Annotated in this window: 19 protein-coding genes; 7 read left to right on the top strand and 12 right to left on the bottom strand. The window is 65.3% G+C overall.

Going from position 1 to position 19,210, the window contains the following annotated elements:
- Positions 1-49: 49 nt before the first annotated feature.
- From ACNJYA_RS24555 to ACNJYA_RS24525, 7 genes are read right to left on the bottom strand one after another with little or no spacing between them, the layout of a single operon-like run.
- Complete coding sequence (locus tag ACNJYA_RS24555; protein WP_439363598.1) at positions 50-1,255, bottom strand: phosphopentomutase; 1,206 nt, start codon at positions 1,253-1,255, stop codon at positions 50-52.
- Positions 1,243-2,193: a beta-xylosidase gene (locus ACNJYA_RS24550; RefSeq protein ID WP_439400855.1), complete on the bottom strand. Its 951-nt coding sequence runs from the start codon at positions 2,191-2,193 to the stop codon at positions 1,243-1,245. Before ACNJYA_RS24550 ends, ACNJYA_RS24555 begins: the two co-directional genes overlap by 13 nt.
- Positions 2,190-2,957 (bottom strand): TIGR04290 family methyltransferase, encoded by a 768-nt coding sequence (locus ACNJYA_RS24545; protein ID WP_439363597.1) that lies wholly within the window; start codon positions 2,955-2,957, stop codon positions 2,190-2,192. The genes ACNJYA_RS24550 and ACNJYA_RS24545 overlap by 4 nt, the downstream gene beginning before the upstream one ends.
- Entirely contained in the window at positions 2,954-3,754 is an 801-nt protein-coding gene (locus ACNJYA_RS24540) for a nucleotidyltransferase family protein (protein ID WP_439363596.1), read from the bottom strand. Before ACNJYA_RS24540 ends, ACNJYA_RS24545 begins: the two co-directional genes overlap by 4 nt.
- Positions 3,755-3,756: 2 nt before the next feature.
- Positions 3,757-4,860 (bottom strand): CgeB family protein, encoded by a 1,104-nt coding sequence (locus ACNJYA_RS24535; protein WP_439400854.1) that lies wholly within the window; start codon positions 4,858-4,860, stop codon positions 3,757-3,759.
- Positions 4,857-5,453: a histidine phosphatase family protein gene (locus ACNJYA_RS24530; RefSeq protein WP_439400853.1), complete on the bottom strand. Its 597-nt coding sequence runs from the start codon at positions 5,451-5,453 to the stop codon at positions 4,857-4,859. Before ACNJYA_RS24530 ends, ACNJYA_RS24535 begins: the two co-directional genes overlap by 4 nt.
- Entirely contained in the window at positions 5,453-6,553 is a 1,101-nt protein-coding gene (locus ACNJYA_RS24525) for an inositol-3-phosphate synthase (RefSeq protein ID WP_439400852.1), read from the bottom strand. The genes ACNJYA_RS24530 and ACNJYA_RS24525 overlap by 1 nt, the downstream gene beginning before the upstream one ends.
- A gap of 206 nt (positions 6,554-6,759) precedes the next feature.
- Between ACNJYA_RS24525 and ACNJYA_RS24520 the strand changes: the two genes are divergently transcribed.
- The 5 genes from ACNJYA_RS24520 to ACNJYA_RS24500 all read left to right on the top strand — a co-directional run bounded on the left by ACNJYA_RS24520 (position 6,760) and on the right by ACNJYA_RS24500 (position 10,563).
- Positions 6,760-6,906, top strand: a complete 147-nt coding sequence (locus tag ACNJYA_RS24520; RefSeq protein ID WP_439400851.1) for a hypothetical protein — start codon at positions 6,760-6,762, stop codon at positions 6,904-6,906.
- Positions 6,903-7,835, top strand: coding sequence for a hypothetical protein (locus ACNJYA_RS24515; RefSeq protein ID WP_172784460.1), 933 nt, complete (start codon positions 6,903-6,905; stop codon positions 7,833-7,835). Before ACNJYA_RS24520 ends, ACNJYA_RS24515 begins: the two co-directional genes overlap by 4 nt.
- Before the next feature lie 88 nt (positions 7,836-7,923).
- Positions 7,924-9,669, top strand: coding sequence for an SDR family oxidoreductase (locus ACNJYA_RS24510; RefSeq protein ID WP_439400850.1), 1,746 nt, complete (start codon positions 7,924-7,926; stop codon positions 9,667-9,669).
- A gap of 190 nt (positions 9,670-9,859) precedes the next feature.
- Positions 9,860-10,078: a DUF6894 family protein gene (locus ACNJYA_RS24505; RefSeq protein WP_172784462.1), complete on the top strand. Its 219-nt coding sequence runs from the start codon at positions 9,860-9,862 to the stop codon at positions 10,076-10,078.
- Positions 10,079-10,092: 14 nt separating this feature from the next.
- Positions 10,093-10,563 (top strand): metallophosphoesterase family protein, encoded by a 471-nt coding sequence (locus ACNJYA_RS24500; RefSeq protein ID WP_439400849.1) that lies wholly within the window; start codon positions 10,093-10,095, stop codon positions 10,561-10,563.
- A 27-nt stretch (positions 10,564-10,590) separates the two neighbouring features.
- Here ACNJYA_RS24500 and ACNJYA_RS24495 read toward each other — a convergent pair whose 3' ends face one another.
- Positions 10,591-10,773 (bottom strand): hypothetical protein, encoded by a 183-nt coding sequence (locus ACNJYA_RS24495; RefSeq protein WP_212256679.1) that lies wholly within the window; start codon positions 10,771-10,773, stop codon positions 10,591-10,593.
- Between the two features lie 149 nt (positions 10,774-10,922).
- Between ACNJYA_RS24495 and ACNJYA_RS24490 the strand changes: the two genes are divergently transcribed.
- Positions 10,923-11,360, top strand: a complete 438-nt coding sequence (locus ACNJYA_RS24490; RefSeq protein WP_439400848.1) for an NUDIX hydrolase — start codon at positions 10,923-10,925, stop codon at positions 11,358-11,360.
- Positions 11,361-11,776: 416 nt separating this feature from the next.
- Here ACNJYA_RS24490 and ACNJYA_RS24485 read toward each other — a convergent pair whose 3' ends face one another.
- The 3 genes from ACNJYA_RS24485 to ACNJYA_RS24475 all read right to left on the bottom strand — a co-directional run bounded on the left by ACNJYA_RS24485 (position 11,777) and on the right by ACNJYA_RS24475 (position 15,583).
- On the bottom strand, positions 11,777-12,787 hold the full coding sequence (locus ACNJYA_RS24485) for a patatin-like phospholipase family protein (protein WP_439400847.1): 1,011 nt from the start codon (positions 12,785-12,787) through the stop codon (positions 11,777-11,779).
- 290 nt (positions 12,788-13,077) lie between these two features.
- On the bottom strand, positions 13,078-15,315 hold the full coding sequence (glgX, locus tag ACNJYA_RS24480) for a glycogen debranching protein GlgX (protein WP_439400846.1): 2,238 nt from the start codon (positions 15,313-15,315) through the stop codon (positions 13,078-13,080).
- Positions 15,316-15,349: 34 nt separating this feature from the next.
- A complete protein-coding gene (locus ACNJYA_RS24475; protein WP_439400845.1) occupies positions 15,350-15,583 on the bottom strand; it encodes a hypothetical protein in 234 nt (77 codons plus the stop codon).
- A 256-nt stretch (positions 15,584-15,839) separates the two neighbouring features.
- Here ACNJYA_RS24475 and treZ point away from each other — a divergent pair, with 256 nt between their 5' ends.
- Positions 15,840-17,564, top strand: coding sequence for a malto-oligosyltrehalose trehalohydrolase (gene treZ, locus ACNJYA_RS24470; RefSeq protein WP_439400844.1), 1,725 nt, complete (start codon positions 15,840-15,842; stop codon positions 17,562-17,564).
- A gap of 46 nt (positions 17,565-17,610) precedes the next feature.
- Here the strand turns inward: treZ and ACNJYA_RS24465 are convergent, their stop codons facing one another.
- On the bottom strand, positions 17,611-19,029 hold the full coding sequence (locus ACNJYA_RS24465) for a cytosine permease (protein ID WP_439363586.1): 1,419 nt from the start codon (positions 19,027-19,029) through the stop codon (positions 17,611-17,613).
- Positions 19,030-19,210: the final 181 nt, after the last annotated feature.

Here is a 19,210-nt window from a genome sequence, read left to right as displayed (position 1 = left end):
ACAAACGAAAAGTTCTCTAACCTGGATCAATAACCCAGGTGAATCCCGGCTAGAAATGCGCGCCATGAAGCGGCGCCGGCAGGTCGAGATGTCTTGCAACGGTCGCGCCGATGTCGGCAAAGCCGGCGCGCCGACCGATCGGAGACGTCGATTGTGCGGCCCACGTCAGGATCGGGACCTGCTCACGCGTGTGATCGGTGCCGTTCCAGGTCGGATCGCAGCCATGATCGGCGGTGATGATCAGGAGATCGTCGCTTCGCAGCCGGCTCAGCAGCTCGGGTAGGCGGGCGTCGAAGGCTTCAAGCGCCGCGGCGTAGCCCGCGACGTCGCGACGGTGGCCGTAGAGCGTGTCGAAATCGATGAAGTTCGCGAACAACAGCCCGCCTTCTGCAAGGCCTGCCAGCCCATCGAGCGTGGCATCGAAAAGCGCCGCATTGCCGTCGCCGCGCAGGTTTCGCCCGGTGCCGCGATGAGCGAAGATGTCGTCGATCTTGCCGATCGTCACGATATCGCGGCCGGCAGTTTCTGCAAGGTCGAGGATGGTCCGCTCGGGCGGCGGGACCGAGAAATCGCGCCGGTGCGAGCTGCGCTTGAAGTTGTCAGCGCTCGTTCCGACGAACGGACGCGCGATGACGCGGCCGATGTTGAGGGGATCGACCAGCCGCCTCGCGACCGCGCAGACGTCGTAGAGCCGCTCGAGCCCGAACGTCTCCTCGTGCGCCGCGATCTGGAACACGCTGTCGGCCGAGGTGTAGCAGATCGGCTCGCCACTGCGCATGTGGCGTTCGCCGAATTCGGCGATGATGTCGGTGCCGGAAGCATGGCAGTTGCCGAGGATGCCGGGCAGTCCGCCTTGTTCGCAAAGCTTCGATACGAGATCGCGCGGAAAGCAGGGTTGGATCTTAGGAAAATAGCCCCAATCGAACGCGACAGGCACGCCGGCGATCTCCCAATGGCCTGATGGCGTGTCCTTGCCCCTCGAGATCTCGCTGGCGCAGCCATAGCGCGCATGTTGTGTCCGGCCGTCGAGCCCGGGCGGGATCCGGCCCGTGGAGAGGCGGCAGGCCTCGCCGAGGCCCAGCGCCACGAGATTGGGCAGGCGCAGCGGGCCCTCCCGTTGCGGACCATTGGCACGGCCGGCCATGCACGCATCCGCGATGTGGCCGACGGTGTCGGCACCCTCGTCGCCGTAATTGACAGCGTCGGGGGCCGCGCCGATTCCGACGGAATCCATCACCAGGATCAGGGCACGCATGTCGGCTCCCTCATCGGTGGAGAGGCGCCAATGGAGGCGGCGAGACCGGTCTTGGTGCAATAGCGCTCGATCATCTGCGCGCAGAAGTCGGCGAACTCGTTGACGTCGAGCGGCGGGCTGGTGTGATGCGGTTCGAGACCGCGGTGTTCCGGCGTGAAGCAGAACGTCACGGTGACCTCGAACTCGGCCAGCGCATCCATCTGGCGGTCGAACCAGTCCAGCGCGTTGGGACGGAAGCTGTCGGCCCATGACAGCCCGGTCCGCAAGTGCCTCACGCCGAAGCGGCGCATCCAGCGCACGGCGTCATCGAGGCGATGGTCCTCGAAATGAAACCACTGGCACAGGCCCATGTCGGCGGCATATTGCCCGAACAGCTCCGCTGCGGCTTTCGGCGTTCCATCCTCGCGCAGCAGGCCCATGTGGAAATGCCGGTAGTAGGAGGACCCCTCCGCCTCCTTGTGCCGGGTGGTCGCCTCCCAGGCCGAAGGCAGGTCATAGAGGCTGTACCAATGGATGCGCGGCGCGCGGCCGATCAGAAGCTCGGCGGTGCGCGACAGGCCCCACGCCTGCACCTCCTCGGCGCCGAACGAGGAGACGCCGACCTCGGTCACCCAGACCGGGAGCGAGGTGACGGCCCTGATCTCCTCGATCTTGGCCGGCCATTCTCCGATCTGCCATAAATTCCAGTCGAGCGGAAAGCCGTGCACGGCGACGGCGTCGACGTGATCGAGCACGCCGCGCGCCTGCATGTTGCGCATGAAGGACGGGTCGATCGGCGAGATGCCACCGAGCACGCGCGGCAAGGTCGGATGTGCACTGCGGATGGCCTTTCCGGCCGCGAGCGCCAGGTTGGCGAACATCGCCCAGTCCGGGTCGATCAGGATGTCCCAATGCGACTTGTTGTTGGGCTCGTTCCAGATCTTGGCCGCCTCGATCATCGGCCCGCCTCCCGTGACGGATAGACCGGCCCGTCAGCCTGCGGCCGCGCCGTGCGCTTGCACAGATAGACTTCCTCCTCGGGATGGGCCGCGATGGCAAAGCCGGCGCTGCGCAGCATGGCCTCGACGCAGGCGCGATTGGGCACCCACCAATTGGTGGGGTCGTCGGCATAGCTGTGCTCGATGAAGTGCAGCTTCGGGTAGCCGGAGGAACCGAACTGGTCGGTGGTCCAGAAGTCGTAGTTCTTCTCGATCGCATCGACGTGGCTGTCGCCGCGCTGCATCGACTGGAACAGCAGGAGATCGCCGGCGACGTGCTCATGGATCAGGTCCAGCGCCAGCAGCGGGTGTCGCAGATGATAGAGCACGCCCATGAAGATCACGAGGTCGAATTGTTCACGGAGCTGCCCGACATCATAGGCCGACATCTTGCGAAATTCGATCCTGAGCCCGTTGACCTCGGCCGCGAAGCGGGCCTGGGCCAGATATTCCTCGTCGGTGTCGAGGCCGAGCACGCGCTCGGCGCCGCGCCGTTTCATCTCCATGGCGTAGAAGCCGGCATTGCAGCCGATATCGAGCACGGTCTTGCCTTCGAGCCGGTCCGGGATGATGCCGGAGAAGCGCTGCCACTTCACGTTCGGATAGTCGCCGAGAAAGTGCGACGGCGCGGTCGGCACGCCCTTGAGGTCGAGATTGTGAAACCATGGCCCCAGCGCATCGACACGCTGGCGGATTTCCTCACGGGAGAGGGCGCCTATGGTCATGCAATCGCTCCGTTGTTGACTATGACAGGTCGGGCCCCGTCCGATGAGGCGTGGGCCCGCGACTTGGAGCGGCCCTCGGCGCTCTCGGCAAGCAGGGCCATCGCCGTGCGATAGCCGTCGATGGTGCCGACATCGACGTAGGATTCGCCGGCCTTGACGCCGATGCCGTTGCCGCCGGCCGCAAGATAGGCGTTGACCAGCGTCCCGAAATATTCGTCGCCGCGTTCGCGTGCGTGCCACAGCGACTGCAGCTGGCGGAAGCCGTGTGCCGACATCTTGAAAGCACCCCAGATCCAGCGCGAGGCTGCATTCGGCTGCTTGACCTGGATCTCCGTCACCTGCTCGCCGTCCAGCACGACCGCATCGAAGAATTCGGGATGCTCGACCGGGAACAGCAGGAACGAGAGGTCTGCGTCGGGCAGGGACTGCAGGGCCGCCTTGGGAAACCAGACCGTGTCGGGCAGGCCGACCATGACATCCTCGTGCCGCCCGACGACGGTGCTTGCCCTGAACACGGCGTCGCACAGGCCGGAGGCTTCGGGCTGCACCACATAGGCGAGCTCGGCGCTGCCGTAATGGTCGCCGAAATATTCCAGGATGTCGGACTTGCCGGGCGAGATCACGAAGCAGATCTTGTCGGCGCCGCCGAGGATGAGGCGCTCCAGCAGATATTCGGAGACCGCGCAGGGGCGGTCCGTACCCTCGTCGCGCCGGCTGCCGACCGGCAGCAATTCCTTCGAGAAGGCAAGCGGCTGAATACGGCTGCCGCGGCCCGCGGCCGGAACGATGCCCCACATGATCAGGCCTCCTCGATTTGTTGCCGGCTGACGCGGCCCGACGTTGTCTGCTCGAGCATCGCGATCAGTTCACGCGCGCGCTTGTCGGATGTGTGCTGGTCCATGGTGCGGTCATAGGCGCGCCGGGCCATCCGCCTGAGCTCGGCATCCGGCGTCGCCAGCGCGGCGAGCGCGTCGTGCTCGTCGCGTGCGATCAGGATCTCCTCTCCGGGCGCGAAGAAGTCCGCTATTCCGGGCCAGTGGTCGCTCAGCAGCGGGGCGCCGCAAGCCGCGGCCTCGAACAGCCGGCCGGATGGGCACCAGCCCATTTCCGCCATGGCCCGGCGGGTGACGTTGAGCGTTAGCCGCGACGAGGCAAAGAACGGTGCGTGCTCGGACGGCGGCAGGTGCCGCACGAAATAGATGTTGGGCGACCACGGGAAATCGTCCGGATATTGCGCGCCGCCGATCAGGAAGCGGAGGTCCTGGCGCGCCCGCGCGGGCGCGACGAAAAGCGCCTCGAGCGTGCGCTGGCGGTCTTCGGAGTAGGTGCCGAGATAGGACAAATCGGCGCGATAATGCGGCTGCGGCATGACCGGATGGTGGATGTCTGTGTCGACATGCCCATAAAGCGCCCGGGTATCCCGCGCCCCGAGCCGATTGCGGAATTCGTCCGCAACGTGAGGTCCGCCGGTGAAGCTGAGCACCAGCTCAAAATCCTGCAGGCCGCGCGGACCGATATAGGGGACAGATTCGCCGGCGTCGAGCTTTGCCAGCGTGATCGGCGTATCGAGGTCGTAGAACACGGGAACAGCACGACCTTCGAAGAGGATCAGCTCGGTCGCGGCAATCGCATCGGGACAATAGGAGGTCACGATCGCAACGTCGGCATCACGGATTTCGGCGCTTGCCGCCTGCCGCACATCGTCCCAGTTCGCGAACAGCCGGAGCGCGCCGCCCGGCAGTTCATGGAGATCCCGGGCACCGGCATAATAGGGAACGTCGCGCTCGAAGAAGACGATACTGTGCCCCGACCGCGCGAGATGCTTGCAGAGGCCGCGCCACAAGGTGGCGTGACCGTTGCCCCAGGACGAGGAGATTGTCAGGCCGAAGATGACGATCTTCACGCCGCCACCCGCTGGTTGATCCCGGTGATCTTCATGCCGCGGCTGTCGGCGCGGAGCGTGCTGATGCTGGCAGGATCGATCTCGATCGAAAGAAACTGGTCGAGCGGCGTGCGCGAATAGTGCAGGAGCGCGGCGCGGATCGGCTCGGCGTGGCTGACGAGGACGGCGGCACCGAGATTGCGATCGCCACGCAGCTGCTCCAGATGAGCGACCACGCGGTTCTGAAGCGACCGCATGGTCTCGCCGCCGGGCGGGCGGCTCGTGCCGCGTCGCCCGTTCCAGCGCGACCATCGACGATCCGGCGCCAGGTCGTCGAACGATCGTCCGGTCCATTCGCCATAATCGAGCTCGTCGAGGGCGGGGACGATCTCCACCGGCAGCCTGAAATGCGCGGCGAGGATGCAGGCCGATTGCACGCAGCGCCGTTGCGGGCTGGACTGAATGAGCGATGGCCGCGGCGCGATGGTGCCGGCGCAGCGTGCCATCTCCTCACAGCCGAGATCGCTGAGCTCGACGCCTTTCATCCGGCCGCACAGGATGCGGCCGAGCAGGGCATGGTGACCGTGCCGGACGAGATGGATGATCCCAGCCATCACGCAAGCGCCTTGTCGTCGATGAAGGCGCGTGTCCGCCGTCCGGCCTCTTCGTCGGTGAACTGCTGCGGCGGCGATTTCATGAAATAGCTGGAAGGGCCGGTCAGCGCTCCGGCCTGGCCGCGGTCCATGGCGAGCTTGGCACAACGCACCGCGTCGATCACGACGCCGGCCGAGTTCGGGGAGTCCCAGACCTCGAGCTTGACCTCGGCGCTCAGGGGAACGCCGCCGAACGTCGTTCCCTCCAGGCGGATGAAGGCGAGCTTGCGATCGGTGAGCCACGGTACGTGATCGCTCGGTCCGACATGGATGTTGTCGGGGTCCATGGGGACGTCGAACTGGCTGGTCACGGCCTGGGTCTTGGAGATCTTCTTCGAGGCCAGCCGCTCCCGCTCGAGCATGTTCTTGAAATCGGTGTTGCCGCCGACATTGAGCTGGTAGGTGCGGTCGAGCCGCACGCCGCGGTCACGGAACAGATTGGCGAGCACGCGATGCAGGATGGTGGCACCGACCTGGCTCTTGATGTCGTCGCCGACGATCGGCAGGCCGGCCTCCTCGAAGCGGCGCCGCCACTCCGAATTGGAGGCGATGAAAACCGGAATGCAATTGACGTAGCCGCAGCCGGCCTCGATGGCGCGCGCCGCATACCATTCGCTGGCGCGCTGCGAGCCGACCGGAAGATAGGATACCAGAACGTCGGTGCGGGACATCGCCAGCACTTCGGACACGTCGGCCTCCGGCACGTCCGCAACCGGAACGTCGCCTGTAAGATATTGGCCGATGCCGTCCAGGACCGGACCGCGCTGCACGATCACGCCTGTCGGCGCGACGTCGGAGAAGCGGTGCGTGTTGTTGGGCGCCGCGAAGATCGCATCGGCGACGTCGCGGCCGACCTTGTTGGCGTTGACGTCGAACGCCGACGCAATCTGGATGTCGCTGATATGGTAACCGCCGAGGTCCGCATTCATCAGTCCCGGGACCGGCTCGTTCGACTTGGCGTTCCGGTAGTAGGTGAGGCCCTGGACGAAGGAGCTCGCGCAATTGCCGACGCCGACGAGTCCGACGCGCACGCGGCGCCTGTCTTGAAGACGAGAATGCATGGAATGAAGCCCTCCGGAAACACGCGGCGTCGGTGCAAGAGTCGGTGCAAGAGTCGGTGTAAGTACGTCGGCGAACGTGCGGAAGGTATGTTCGTTCCTGGAAAGGCGGTGCGAGCGGCAAGCCTTGGGCGATTCATCGCGACAAAATGCGACGCGCTTAACCTGGGATAAAATGCCGAGCCGCCAGCCGGGAACGAACAGCTTTCATGATGAAGATGAAGAAGATGATGCTCGCCTCGCACGACCGCTTCGAATTTGCCGCGAAGAACCAATCATTCCGGCCCGCGTTTGTCGGCCAATGGTTCGGTGCGGTACGGGCTCATCGCCCGGTTTGTCAAAGAGAGGTGACATGACGTCGACGGCGCCCGGTTGCTGGGCGGAAGCGATCAGGGCGGGCGATTTCGCGCGCGCCTGGATGATCAACGATCGTGATCTGCTGGAGATCGCACATCCGCCCAAGCACACCGGTCCGCGCCATCTGCAGCGCATCTGGCGCGGCGAGGACCTCAAGGACAAGCACGTGCTGGTGCGCTGCTATCACGGGCTCGGCGACACCATCCAGTTCCTGCGCTTCATGAGCCCGCTTCGTGCGATTGCGCGCAGCGTGACCCTGTGGTGTCAACCCGAGCTGCTGCCGCTGCTCGAGGGCGCGGCCGGCGTCGATCGTGCGATCCCGCTGCATGATGGTGCGCCCGAGATCGCTTTCGAGGTCGACATCGAGATCATGGAGGTGCCGCACGCCATCCGAGCGCGCCGCGATCAGGTCGAGATGCGCGGGCCTTACCTGGCGCTGCCTCCACTTGCCGTTCCGCCGCCCCGAAGAGGACAAGGTCTGGCCGTCGGCCTGGTCTGGAAGGTCGGTGAGTGGGACAAGCGGCGGGAGGTGCCGGCCGCCTTGTTGCGCAACCTCGCAGGGTTCGGCGTCACGCTCCATTCGCTCCAGCGCGGCGCCAGCACCGAAGAGCTTGCGGCGGTCGGGGCGCGGGACGTCAGCACGCCCGACATCACAGCTCTCGGCCATCGCCTGCGGCAGCTCGATCTCGTCGTATGTGTCGATACCATGGTCGCACACCTTGCGGGCGCGCTTGGATGCGAGGCCTGGGTCTTGCTTCATGCCGATTGCGACTGGCGCTGGCCTCCATCCGGCGCGCGCTCGTTCTGGTATCCGAGCCTGCGCCTGTTTCACCAAAGACGGCCGGGCGATTGGGGCCATGTCGTCGCCGAAGTCCGCGACGCGCTGCGGGCGCGCCTCGAAGCAGGTCGAGCCACTGCGGCGACGTGATTTCCAGACCATTATTTCCAAGACATTGCTGAGGAACGAGCGTCGCCCACGCGCTTTGGAGCAACGTCTTCGCGAGGGAAAGACGCTCATGCAAAGTTCCGACGCCGCTGTGTCGACCGCCAGCCTGTCGCGGGTGACGGACGATATCTGGATCCTGGACGACAAGCCAATCAGCGCCGCCGGCCTGCAACTGCCCGTGCGGATGACCGTCATCCGCTTGTCGAATGGCGACCTCGTGCTGCATTCGCCGGTGCGTTATTCGCCCGCTCTGCGCCAGGAGCTGGAGCGGCTGGGCTCGATCAGGTACCTGCTGGCGCCGAATATCGCGCATTGGATGTTTCTGCCTGAATGGCAAAGGCAGCTGCCGCAGGCCGCGATCTTTGCCGCGCGCGGCCTTGCGGCGCGCGGGCAGGTGCGGGCGGCCGGCATCCGTATCGATCGCGAAATTGGAGACACGACGCCGGAGGAGTGGGCCGCCGACCTCCAAACATCGTCGGTGAATGCTCCGATGTTCTCCGAGGTCGAGCTGTTCGACCGGCGGAGCGGAACACTGGTTCTGACCGATCTCGTGCAGAACCTCGATCCCCGCCACCTCAGCGCGTCGAATGCGGCGGCGGCGAACCTGCTCGGCATTGCCAAGCCGGACGGCAAGGCCCCGGTCTATCTGCGGCTGCTGCTGCGGCTCGGTGGCCGTTCGGCGCAGGCTGCGGCCCAGCGGCTCGTCAAGCTGGCTCCGGAGCGGGTGATCTTTGCGCATGGCGACTGGTTCGAAACATCCCTGCGCTGGCTGCTTCCGGCGGAGGTCTCGGGACGCGTGCAGGGGCACACGGCCGGCACGCGCGTCGTCATCACCGGCGCCTCCAGTGGAATCGGGCGTGCCGCGGCGCTGGCCTTTGCCCGCGAGGGCGCAAGCGTGGTCCTCGCGGCGCGCCGCGGCGAGGTCTTGATGCGCCTTGCTGCGGAATGTGAGGCGCTCGGAGGCCGTGCTCTGGCCGTGCCGACCGACGTCACTGACGCGCAGGCGATGCAGCGTCTAGCCGGTGCGGCGGACGAGGCCTTCGGCGGCATCGACGTCTGGATCAACAACGCCGGCACCGGCGTGTTCGGGGCCTATCAGGACGCAGATATCGCTCTCCATCGCCGCACCATCGAGGTCAATCTGCTCGGCACCATGCATGGCGCGTTCGCGGTGCTTCCGATCTTCCTCCGCCAGAACCGTGGTGTCCTGATCAACAACATCTCGCTCGGCGGATGGGCGCCGACACCCTTTGCCGCAGCCTATACCGCCAGCAAGTTCGGCCTGCGCGGCTTCACCGCAAGCTTGCGTCAGGAGCTCCGGGCTCATCCCGACATTCATGTCTGCGGCGTCTTCCCGTCCATCGTCGATACGCCGGGTTTCGTCCACGGGGCCAACAGGTCCGGACGACGGCTCGATCCCGGCCCGCTGCTTTATCAATCCGAGGACGTGGCCGAGACTTTCCTGCGCCTCGCCCACGCGCCTCGTGACGAGGTGGCGGTGGGGTGGCCGGCGCGCGCCGGGCAATTGGCCTATGCGATGGCCCCTGAGATCACCGAGAATATCCTGGGAGCAGCATTCCGCTGGCTGCTGTCGCGCGCGCGTCCCTCCGCAAGGAACGAAGGCACCTTGTTCGAAGCGGGTCCGCAGGGTACGTCCGTGGACGGCGGCTGGCTGGCGCGGAAGCAAGTTCCGCCCGCCGCTGTGCTCAGCAAGGGGCTCGTGCTGCTCGGGATCGCTGCCGGCCTGGCGTTCGCGGCATCGAGGGCTGGCCGTCCGTACCGCCCCCGCGGGCGGACACGGCGGCGCCGCGCGTGAGGCCGCCGCTCGTCTGTTGCCGTCGCTCCGGCAAGGCATAGGCCCTGACGCAATCGCCGATCTTGGTGCCGAACGAGCCGTGGCCTCCGTCCACCGTCACGACGTATTGTCTGCTGGACCGCAGATGGCTCCCACGCCGGAACGAAGCTTCGAGACCGGGCGTTCCTGCGGGAAAAGCTGAGGGCCAGACGTGCCGCGCTATCATTTCGATTTGGTGGATTCTAAAACCGTGGCAGACGAAGGAGGTGCCGAGTTGCCGGATGACATGCAGGCCCTGGACGTCGCCGAAGAAATTGCGCGGCGTCTGCTCGCGCAGCGTCCCGAGCTCAAGGGCCGTCACTTCGCGATCCTCGTCACGAACGAGGATGGTGAGGAAATCGGCCGGGTGCCGTTGGACGTAATGCACTGAAGCGATGATCTGACATGACGTTCAGGATTGGGGTGATCGCCGACACGCATGGGCTGCTGAGGCCCGAGGCGGAGCGCTGTCTCGCCGACGTCTCGCACATCATCCACGCCGGCGACATCGGCGCCCAGGCTGTGATGGACGGGCTTGGCCGCATCGCGCCCGTCACCGCGATCAGAGGAAATGTGGACCGGGGCGCGTGGGCCGAACGCTTTCCTGAAACGCAAACGCTGCGCCTCGGCGGTCGCGCCTTCTACGTTCTGCACGACCTCAACGAGCTGGCGATCGATCCTGCCGAGCGCGGCATCGACGTCGTGGTCTCAGGGCATTCCCACCGCGTGCGGATCGAGACCAGGGAAGGCGTGCTTTATCTGAATCCGGGCAGTGCAGGGAAGCGACGCTTCAAGCTGCCGATTACGCTGGCAACGCTCGACCTCGAGCCGGGCGGGCCGCTGCGGCCCGTCATTCATGATCTCGACAGAATCTGACTGCCGCAGACTGCCAGCGGCCGCTGCCTAGTGCGTCTTCGATTTCTGCCAACGCTCAAGGTCCACCGGCGGCCGTTTCGGATCGATCTGGTCCTTCTCGGGATTGCCTTGCCACGGCTTGTTCGTTTGCCGGTGCGTCGGCATGTCCGTCTGCTGGCGCGGATCGTCAAGCGGTGTCTCTCGCGGGTCGTTTTCAGTTGCCTTTGGCATATGCGTCCCTGTCGACAAGCGTTGTGCCACCGCCCTTTAAATAACCCAGGCGGCGGCAGGGTGTTCCTTGCGTGGATGAGGCGCCGCTGCGCAAAACAGGAACCATGGGCTGCGGCGCTCGCTTATCGAACGCGACTTGGAGGCGCTTGATGGGAAAGAAGCAATTTGCCGCTCTGCCGTTTCGTCTGGACAAGTCCGAGCTGCGGGTGATGCTGATCACGACCAGGCGCAAGCGCCGGTGGAGCGTCCCGAAGGGATCGCCGATGCGCAACAAGGAGCCGCATCTGACGGCAGCGCTCGAGGCCTATGAGGAGGCGGGCCTGGTCGGTGTCGTGGCAACGCGCGCCTTGGGCAGCTTCAAGCACCGCAAGCGAAAGGGCGATCGCAAGCGGACCATGAACGTTGCCGTCTTCCCCATGAAGGTGCACGGGCGCGAGCGCTGGTGGCCCGAGAAGGGAGAGCGGGAAGCCATCTGGGTCTCGCCCAGGACGGCGGCCCGCCTGGTGCACAAGGCGCAGCTCCGGCGCCTGATCGCCCGCTTCGCAGCGCAGACGGTGCGCGGGGTATCCTCGCCGACGAGCCGGTGAGGGGTAGTCCGCCTTAGGAACGCCTCGCGCGCCCGGTCATTCAAAGCTTGATGGACCAACAAACGACGGGGCTCATATCCGAGGAGCGTCGCCCCGCCCGACGGCATGGCTGCCGATGACGGTCTCAGGCAGCTGCTGCGCGACATTCGCGAGCGGCTGGGCGGCAAGACAGCGGGCAGCTCGGGTCCCGACACCGACAGACATCACTAAAAGCGTGATGAGATCAGGTTTGATTGCGACAAGGTAAGTGCGCTCCCTCTCCCGCTTGCGGGAGAGGGCTGGGGGAGGGGTTTCCGCAATGGGATAACCCCCTAGAGGAGAAAACCCTCACCCGCGCCTTCGGCGCGACCTCTCCCGCAAGCGGGAGAGGTTGCACCGAGCCCGTGGCAAACGATTCAACCTAAAGCCATTCCGCTTTAGGGCCGCCGCACGCTGCAGATCTCGTTCGGGACTGGCGTGAGGCTTGCGGCATATTGCATGTCCAGAAAGCCGGCGCGCCAGCGCTGCGCCATGGCTGTCTCAGACAGATCGAAGGATTTTTCCGGCCCGGCTTCCTCGCGGCCCGGGCGGTAGCTGAGAAGATAGACTTCGTCGTCGTAGTGGAGGTCCTGAAGCTCGGCGCGGAGCTGACGGGCTTCGAGAGCGTAGCCGAGGCGCTGGAAGGTCTGATTGCCGAAGGTCAGGTCACTCTTGCGTTCCGACGCGGCCTCGAGCCCGTCAGGGACCTTGCCGTCGCGCGGAAACAGATCGACCACATAGAGGCGGAGCGGGCCTGCAGTTTCGAGGATCGGGTCGAACGGCGCGTTCAGCGAGAACCCGCCGTCGACGAGCCAGCGGCCGGCGATCTGCACCGGAGCGAATTCAGGGAGAAACCCGCAGCTGGCCAGGATATGGTCCATTTCGATCCGCTCCGATGCGGTGTCGAACAACACGGCATCGCCGCTCTCGACGTCGGTGGCGCAGATCGTGACGCGCGGATCGCCGCCGTTCAGACGTCCGAAATCGATCAAGCGCTGCAGGCGTTCGCGGGTCGGGCCGAGATCGTAGAGGCTGCCGTAGTGAGAAGCCGGAATCGGGAGGCGGGGATGGAAGAATCCCGAATGGCCCAGCACGCGCGTACTGATCGAGCTCAGCCACGCGAACGTATGGCGGCTCGCGTTCGGCACGTCGGTTGGACTGCTTGGCGCATGCCAATAGCTGCGTAAATTCCGCAGCCGGTCGTCGCGCGCGCTCCCCGCGATCAGCGCGGCCGTGATGGCCCCTGCCGACGAACCGGTCACCCAGTCGATCGGCAGCCGAAGCGAAGTGAGTGCTTCAAACACACCGCCGTGATAGGCGCCGAGGCCGAGACCGCCCGAGAACGCGACGGCGGAGAGAGGGCGCTCGGCTCCGCTCGCACCGCCCGGTCCAGCTGCACGGTCGGTCAAGACGAGCGCCAGTTGCCGGTCGGTTGGTCGGGCCGATCACCGGTAACTCCTGTAACGGCGCGCGCGGGCGTAGCGGGGATTGATCGCGAGAGCGGCGGCGAGCAATCGACATTCATCTCAAGTCTCCAATTTCGACATTGAACGCGGCTCTTGATGCGGTGTTCCAAAGGCTCAAGCGATGGATTTTCCGCTGTAAGGGGCATTGCTGGCGGACGTCCCGGCCATTCTTGGCTCGCTGGCTCATCGTTTTCGGCGAAGTCGATCGCTGACCGCGAGCGAACGGCTCGCGGCTACTCGGGCAGGGGCGTGTCGGCGATGTCCATCAGCGCGCCGAGGCCTTGGCGGAGACGCCGCGTCGCGATGCTGTCGTTCGCAAGGCCAAACACCACCAGCGAGCGCGCGGTCACCGCGTAAGCATGCCCGAACTCGAACTCGGCCATCGGCGCGTCGGGACGATTGGTGTCGATCAGGCCGAGCCAGCTGCGTCCGTCGGTGACTTCCGGCAGGGTGAAATTCACGACGTCGTGGTGCGCGTTGTAGACCAGCAGCATGGTCGCATCCGAGCCGCGGCGCTTGATGCCGGTCTCCTGCGCGCGGCCGTCGAGCAGCATGCCGAAGCATTTGGCATTGCCGTCCTGCCATTGCTCCGTCGTCATCTCCTCGCCCGATGGCGACAGCCAGGTCACGTCCTTGACGTCGAGCTCCTCGTTGTGTGAGCCGACCAGGAAGCGGCTGCGGTAGAGGATCGGAAACGCCTTGCGGGTGGCGATCAGCTTGCGCACGAACTCGCGCAGGCTGCGGCCGTTCGCGGTGATGCCCATCCAGTTGAGCCAGGTGGTCTCGTTGTCCTGGGCGTATGCGTTGTTGTTGCCGTTCTGGGTGTGCCCGAACTCGTCGCCCGCGAGCAGCATCGGCGTGCCGTGGGACAGCAGCATCGTTGCCAGCAGATTCCGCTTCTGGCGCTCGCGCAAGGCGATGATCTCCGGGTCGGTGGTCGGCCCTTCGACGCCACAATTCCAGGAATGGTTGTTGCTGTGACCGTCGCGATTGTCCTCGCCATTCGCCTCGTTGTGCTTGTCGTTGTACGAGACGAGGTCGTTGAGGTTGAAGCCGTCATGGGCCGTGACGAAGTTGACGCTGGCCCAAGGCCGGCGTCCGCGCTTGTTGAAGAGGTCGCCGGAGCCGGAGACGCGCTTGGCAAAGTCGGCCAGCGTGCCCGGATCGCCCTTCCAGAAGGCGCGCGCGGTATCCCTGAACTTGTCGTTCCACTCGGCCCAGCCCGGCGGAAACTGACCGACCTGGTAGCCACCGGGCCCGACGTCCCAGGGCTCCGCGATCAGCTTGACGCTGGAGAGCACGGGATCCTGGCGGCAGGCGTCGAGGAAGCCGCCGCCTTCATCGAAGCCATAGGGTTCGCGCGCCAGAATGGTGGCGAGATCGAAACGGAAGCCGTCGACCCGCATCTCGGTCGCCCAGTAACGCAAGGAATCGGCGACGAGTTGCAGCACACGCTGATGCGAGAGATTGACCGTGTTTCCGGTGCCGGTGTCGTTGATGTAGTAGCGCTTCTTGTCCGGCAGCAGACGGTAATAGCTGGCGTTGTCGATGCCCTTGAACGACAGGGTCGGGCCGAGCTCGTTGCCTTCCGCGGTGTGATTGTACACGACGTCGAGAATGATCTCGATGCCATGGGCATGAAACTGGTTGACCGTGGCCTTGAACTCGTTCGCAGACGTCGCCTTCAGGTAGCGCGGATCAGGAGCGAAGAAGGCGATGGAATTGTAGCCCCAGTAATTGCGCAGGCCTTTCTCGACCAGATAGCTGTCGTCGACGAAGGCATGGATCGGCAGCAGCTCGGCGCTGGTGATGCCGAGCGAGCGCAAGTAAGCCGGGATTTCCGAATGTGCGAGCCCCGAGAACGTGCCGCGGTCGGCTTCCGGCACCAGCGGATGCAGCTGGGTGAAGCCCTTGACGTGCATCTCGTAGAAGATCGTGCGTTCCCACGGCACTTCCGGCTTGCGCGCCATGCCCCAGGTAAAGGCGGGATCGATGACGCGGCATTTCTGCATCAAGGGCGCGCTGTCGCGTTCGTCGTAGGAGAGGTCCTTGTCGGCGCGATCCAGCCGGTAGCCGAACAGCTCCGGTCCCCAGCGGAGCTGGCCGACCAGCTGCCTGGCGTAGGGATCGAGCACGAGCTTGTTGGGATTGAAGCGGTGGCCGGCGTCGGGCTCGTAAGGGCCGTGGACGCGATAGCCGTAGACGGTGCCGGGGCGGGCGGAGGGCAGATAGCCGTGCCAGACCTCATCCGTATATTCGGGAAGCTCGATGCGCTCGAGCTCGGCTTCGCCGGTATCGTCGAACAGGCAGAGCTCGACCTTGGTGGCATGGGCTGAGAACAGCGCGAAATTGACGCCGAGGCCATCCCAGGTGGCGCCGAGCGGGAAGGGTCTGCCTTCGGTGATCCGGGTGCGGCGCAGGCGCGAGGCCGTCCGCGTCAGGGCCTCGTCTGAATGTGCTGGCTGGTCCATCTCTGCCCCCGAATTTCTGCCCCCGAATTGCCCGTCAGGATATCGGCGCCGTCCCGGCAATGGACTCGACGTCGGCCGGCTTGGACAGCGCGTTGGCTTTCTGCAGAGCCGCCTCCTTGCTGATGGCCGGAATGGAGTTGCCGATGCGCCCTACGATCGCGATCAGCTCGGCGTCCGACAGTCCGAGCCGTTTCTTGACGAGGCGTACCTGGGTGCGGTCGGTCAGGTCGAGCTTGTTACGGATCGGTTGCGGCTTCGGGCGGCGCACGGCGACAGCTCCTGTTGGAACGGTAACCGTCGCGCTGCTGATTCCGTTCCCGTCGCGTTGCAAATGTCCGGCGTCGGCGCCGTGGAGGAACGAACGCGTGCGGCTCCGCTTTGTCGCCCCGAGGCGCGCAAGCGATCTTGGAGCGTGCCGAGGGGGCATGCGGCGAAAGGCGACGGGCTTGAATCAAAGACTGGGAAAGGCCGAGCAAAGTCGGCGCCATGGTCCTCAGATCGTCGATCAAGGGGTCTCGTTCAACTTGTGGGCGCCGACGGCGCGATCCGTCGAGCTGCTCGAAATCGGCCAGCCGCCACGGAAGATGCCGCGCGATGCGGACGGCTGGTGTCAGCTGCTCAGCCGGACCGCGCGCGCCGGCACGCGCTATCAGTTCAGGATCGACGAAGATCTCCTCGTCCCTGATCCAGCCTCGTGCTTCCAGCCGGACGACGTCGGCGCGCCGAGCGAGGTGATCGATACGGCCGCGTTGAGGGACTCGGTGCTCTATCCGGGCCGTCCCTGGGCGGAAGCCGTGATCTACGAGCTGCATGTCGGCACGTTCAGCGACGAGGGGACCTATGCCGGCGTCGAGAAGAAGTTGCCCTATCTTCGCGATCTCGGCATCACCGCCATCGAGCTGATGCCGCTCAACGACGTCCCCGGACGGCACAATTGGGGCTATGACGGCGTGCTCCTGAACGCGCCGAATGCCCGCTACGGCCGGCCGGAGGATCTCAAGCGGCTGCTGCGGGCCGCGCATGCGCTCGACATCATGGTCTATCTCGACGTCGTCTATAACCATTTCGGGCCGCAGCTGAACTATCTGCATCTCTATGCGGAGAATTTCTTCAATCCGCGCCACACCACTGGATGGGGCCCCGCCGTCAACCTCGAAGGAGCCGACGGTGCGTTCGTGCGCGGATTTCTGATCGAGAATGCCCTGATGTGGCTGCGCGACTATGGGTTCGACGGACTGCGGTTCGATGCCGTTCATGCGCTGAAGGACGATTCGAAGCGTCATTTCCTGGTCGAGCTCGCCGAGACCCTGCGCAGTCAGCTGGCGGGCCGGCGCGTTCATCTGATGCTGGAGAACGAGGCCAATCAGGCGCACCTGCTCGCGCGGTCACAGGGACGCGCGACGTACTACGACGCGCAATGGGGTGACGATTTCCACAACGCGCTCCACGTCCTGCTCACCGGCGAGGACGAAGGCTATTACCGGGCTTTTGCAGACACGCCGCTCCAACATCTCGCGCGATCCCTGACCGAGGGCTTTGCCTATCAGGGCGAGGTCTTTCCCCTGCACCGGGCGCCGCGCGGCGAGCCGAGCGCGCACCTGCCGCCCGAAGCGACCATCTTCTTCGCCCAGAACCACGACCAGGTCGGCAACCGCGCCTTCGGCGAGCGGCTGTCCCGGTTGGTCGGTCCGGACAGACTGGAGCTGGCCCTCGCCCTGGTTCTGCTCAGTCCGCATATTCCGATGCTGTTCATGGGCGAGGAAGCGGCAGTCGAAACGCCCTTCCTGTTCTTCGCCGACTGGACGGGCGAAGCTGCCGAATTGACACGGGAGGGCCGCCGCAAGGAGTTTTCGCACTTCGAGGCGTTCGCGGCGCCCGAAACGCGCGCCGGGATCCCCGACCCGTGCGACGAAAAAACCTTCCTCGCCTCCAGGCTGGACTGGACCGGCATCGACCAGTCGCCGTCCGGCACAAGGTTCCGGGCGCTGACGGCGCAGCTATTGACGATGCGGCGCGAGAAGATCGTGCCGCTGATCAAACGCGGGTTCGTTTCGGCGCAGCGACAGCTGCTGGGCACCGATCCCCGCATGGGCGGCGTGGATGTACGCTGGCAGACCAAGCAGGGCGACGTGCTGCAGATCGTCGCCAATTTCGCCGACCACGAACTCCAGATGCCCTCGCTGGTCGATGGCGAGAGCTGTGGCGATTGCGACCTCATGTCGCCGGAGGGCTTGGGCCCGGCGACATGATGGTGAGGCTTGGACGGAAGCGCTGACGAGAGACGAGGTCAGCGGGCTATCCGCCGGCCCGGCTCGCGACGGCCGGTGTGGGCGAGGTCGCGAACTTGCCGAGCCCGAGGTAGACGAGGCCGGCCACACCGATCCCGAACAGCCAGCTGAGATCGGCACCGCCGAGCAGATTGATCGAGATCGGTCCCTGCAGCGCGCCGACGAGGCCGTCCTGCACCAGCCATCCGGCAACGAGGCCGGCGAAGAACGCGATCATGCCGGCCCAGTTGATATCGCCATAGGCGCTGGTCTCCGGCGAGCGATAGAGCTCGGCCACCTCGATCTTGCCCTTGCGCTTGATGAAGAAGTCGGCGAGCACCACGCCGGCCCACGGGCTCATCCACAACAGCAGGCTGATCATCCAATTGTCGAACGCCTTCGCAAAGGACGGCGCGAAGATGAAGTAGAGGGTGCCCAGATAGCCGGCGATGCCGACGATGACGGTAAGCCAGAAGCGCGAGAGTTTCAGCCCCGCGCTCAGCGCCGCCAAGGTCGCCGAATAGACGTTGAGGATGTTGGTGGCGATCGGGCCGTGCAGCACCATCAAGAGCACGAGGATGCTGACCGGGCCGCCGAACACCGCGCTCACCATCTTGGCAGGATCGGTGTCCAGCGTCGTCGAGGCGATGGTGGCGCCGAGGATGCCGAGCCACACCGTCGGCACGAACATGCCGACATAGCTGTACCAGAACACGGCTTTCGACGGCGTCGAGCGCGGCACGAAGCGCGAATAGTCGGAGGCCCAGGTCACCCAGGAAATTCCCCAGCCGACGCCGATTGCGGTCATCAGCAGCGTCAGCATCGCCAGATGCGCGCCGGGTGGCAGCGAGGTGGTCAGGCTCCAGTTGACGACGCCGGGCCGCGTCCACGCCAGCACGCTCATCAGCACCATGATGGCGATGGTCGGCGGCACCGTGTATTTCTCGAAGGTGCGGATCGCGTAGAAGCCGTAGACGCCGATCAGCACCTGCACCGCCATCACCAGCGTGATGACGATCATCTCGACCAGCCAGGTGTCGGGCACGCCGAACTGGCCGAGGATGCCCATCGAGACCTTGACCGGGAAGTAGGTGTTGACGCCGATCCAGCCCAGCGTCATCAGGAACATCAGGATGCTCGGCAGGTAGGCGCCGCGGACGCCGAAGGCGGACCGGCTCAGCACCATCTGGTTGACGCCGGTCTTGTGCCCCATCACCGTGAAGGTGGCGAAGATTGCGCAGCCCACGATGTTGCCGACCACGATGACCGCGATCGTCTCCATCAGGCCGAGCTTGAGGATGATGCCGAGCGCACCGAGCGCCCAGTTCACCGGCGCGATGTTGGCGCCGGCCCAGATCCACATCTGCTGCGGCCCGGTCGAGTCCCGGTCCGCGTCGGGAATTGGCTCGATGCTGTGAATATCAGCGCGAAGTTCGGAATCCGTCATGACATCCCCCAATACGAAGCACGCTTCGCATCATCGCAGCATAAATCGTGCCATGGGTTGCGGAGCGGCCGGCCAAGGCACGTTTGGATGCCGGATGCAACGAGGCTCGCCTCGGATGCGACTGCGTTTTCAAGCGCGGGCGATGCTGACGCGCCGACGTGCTGCGTCACACCCGACCTGA

Source organism: Bradyrhizobium sp. BLXBL-01 (genome assembly GCF_051853025.1).
GTDB lineage: Bacteria > Pseudomonadota > Alphaproteobacteria > Rhizobiales > Xanthobacteraceae > Bradyrhizobium.
The sequence above is the reverse complement of the archived record's forward strand: the minus strand, read 5'-3'. Positions and strand labels throughout refer to the sequence as shown.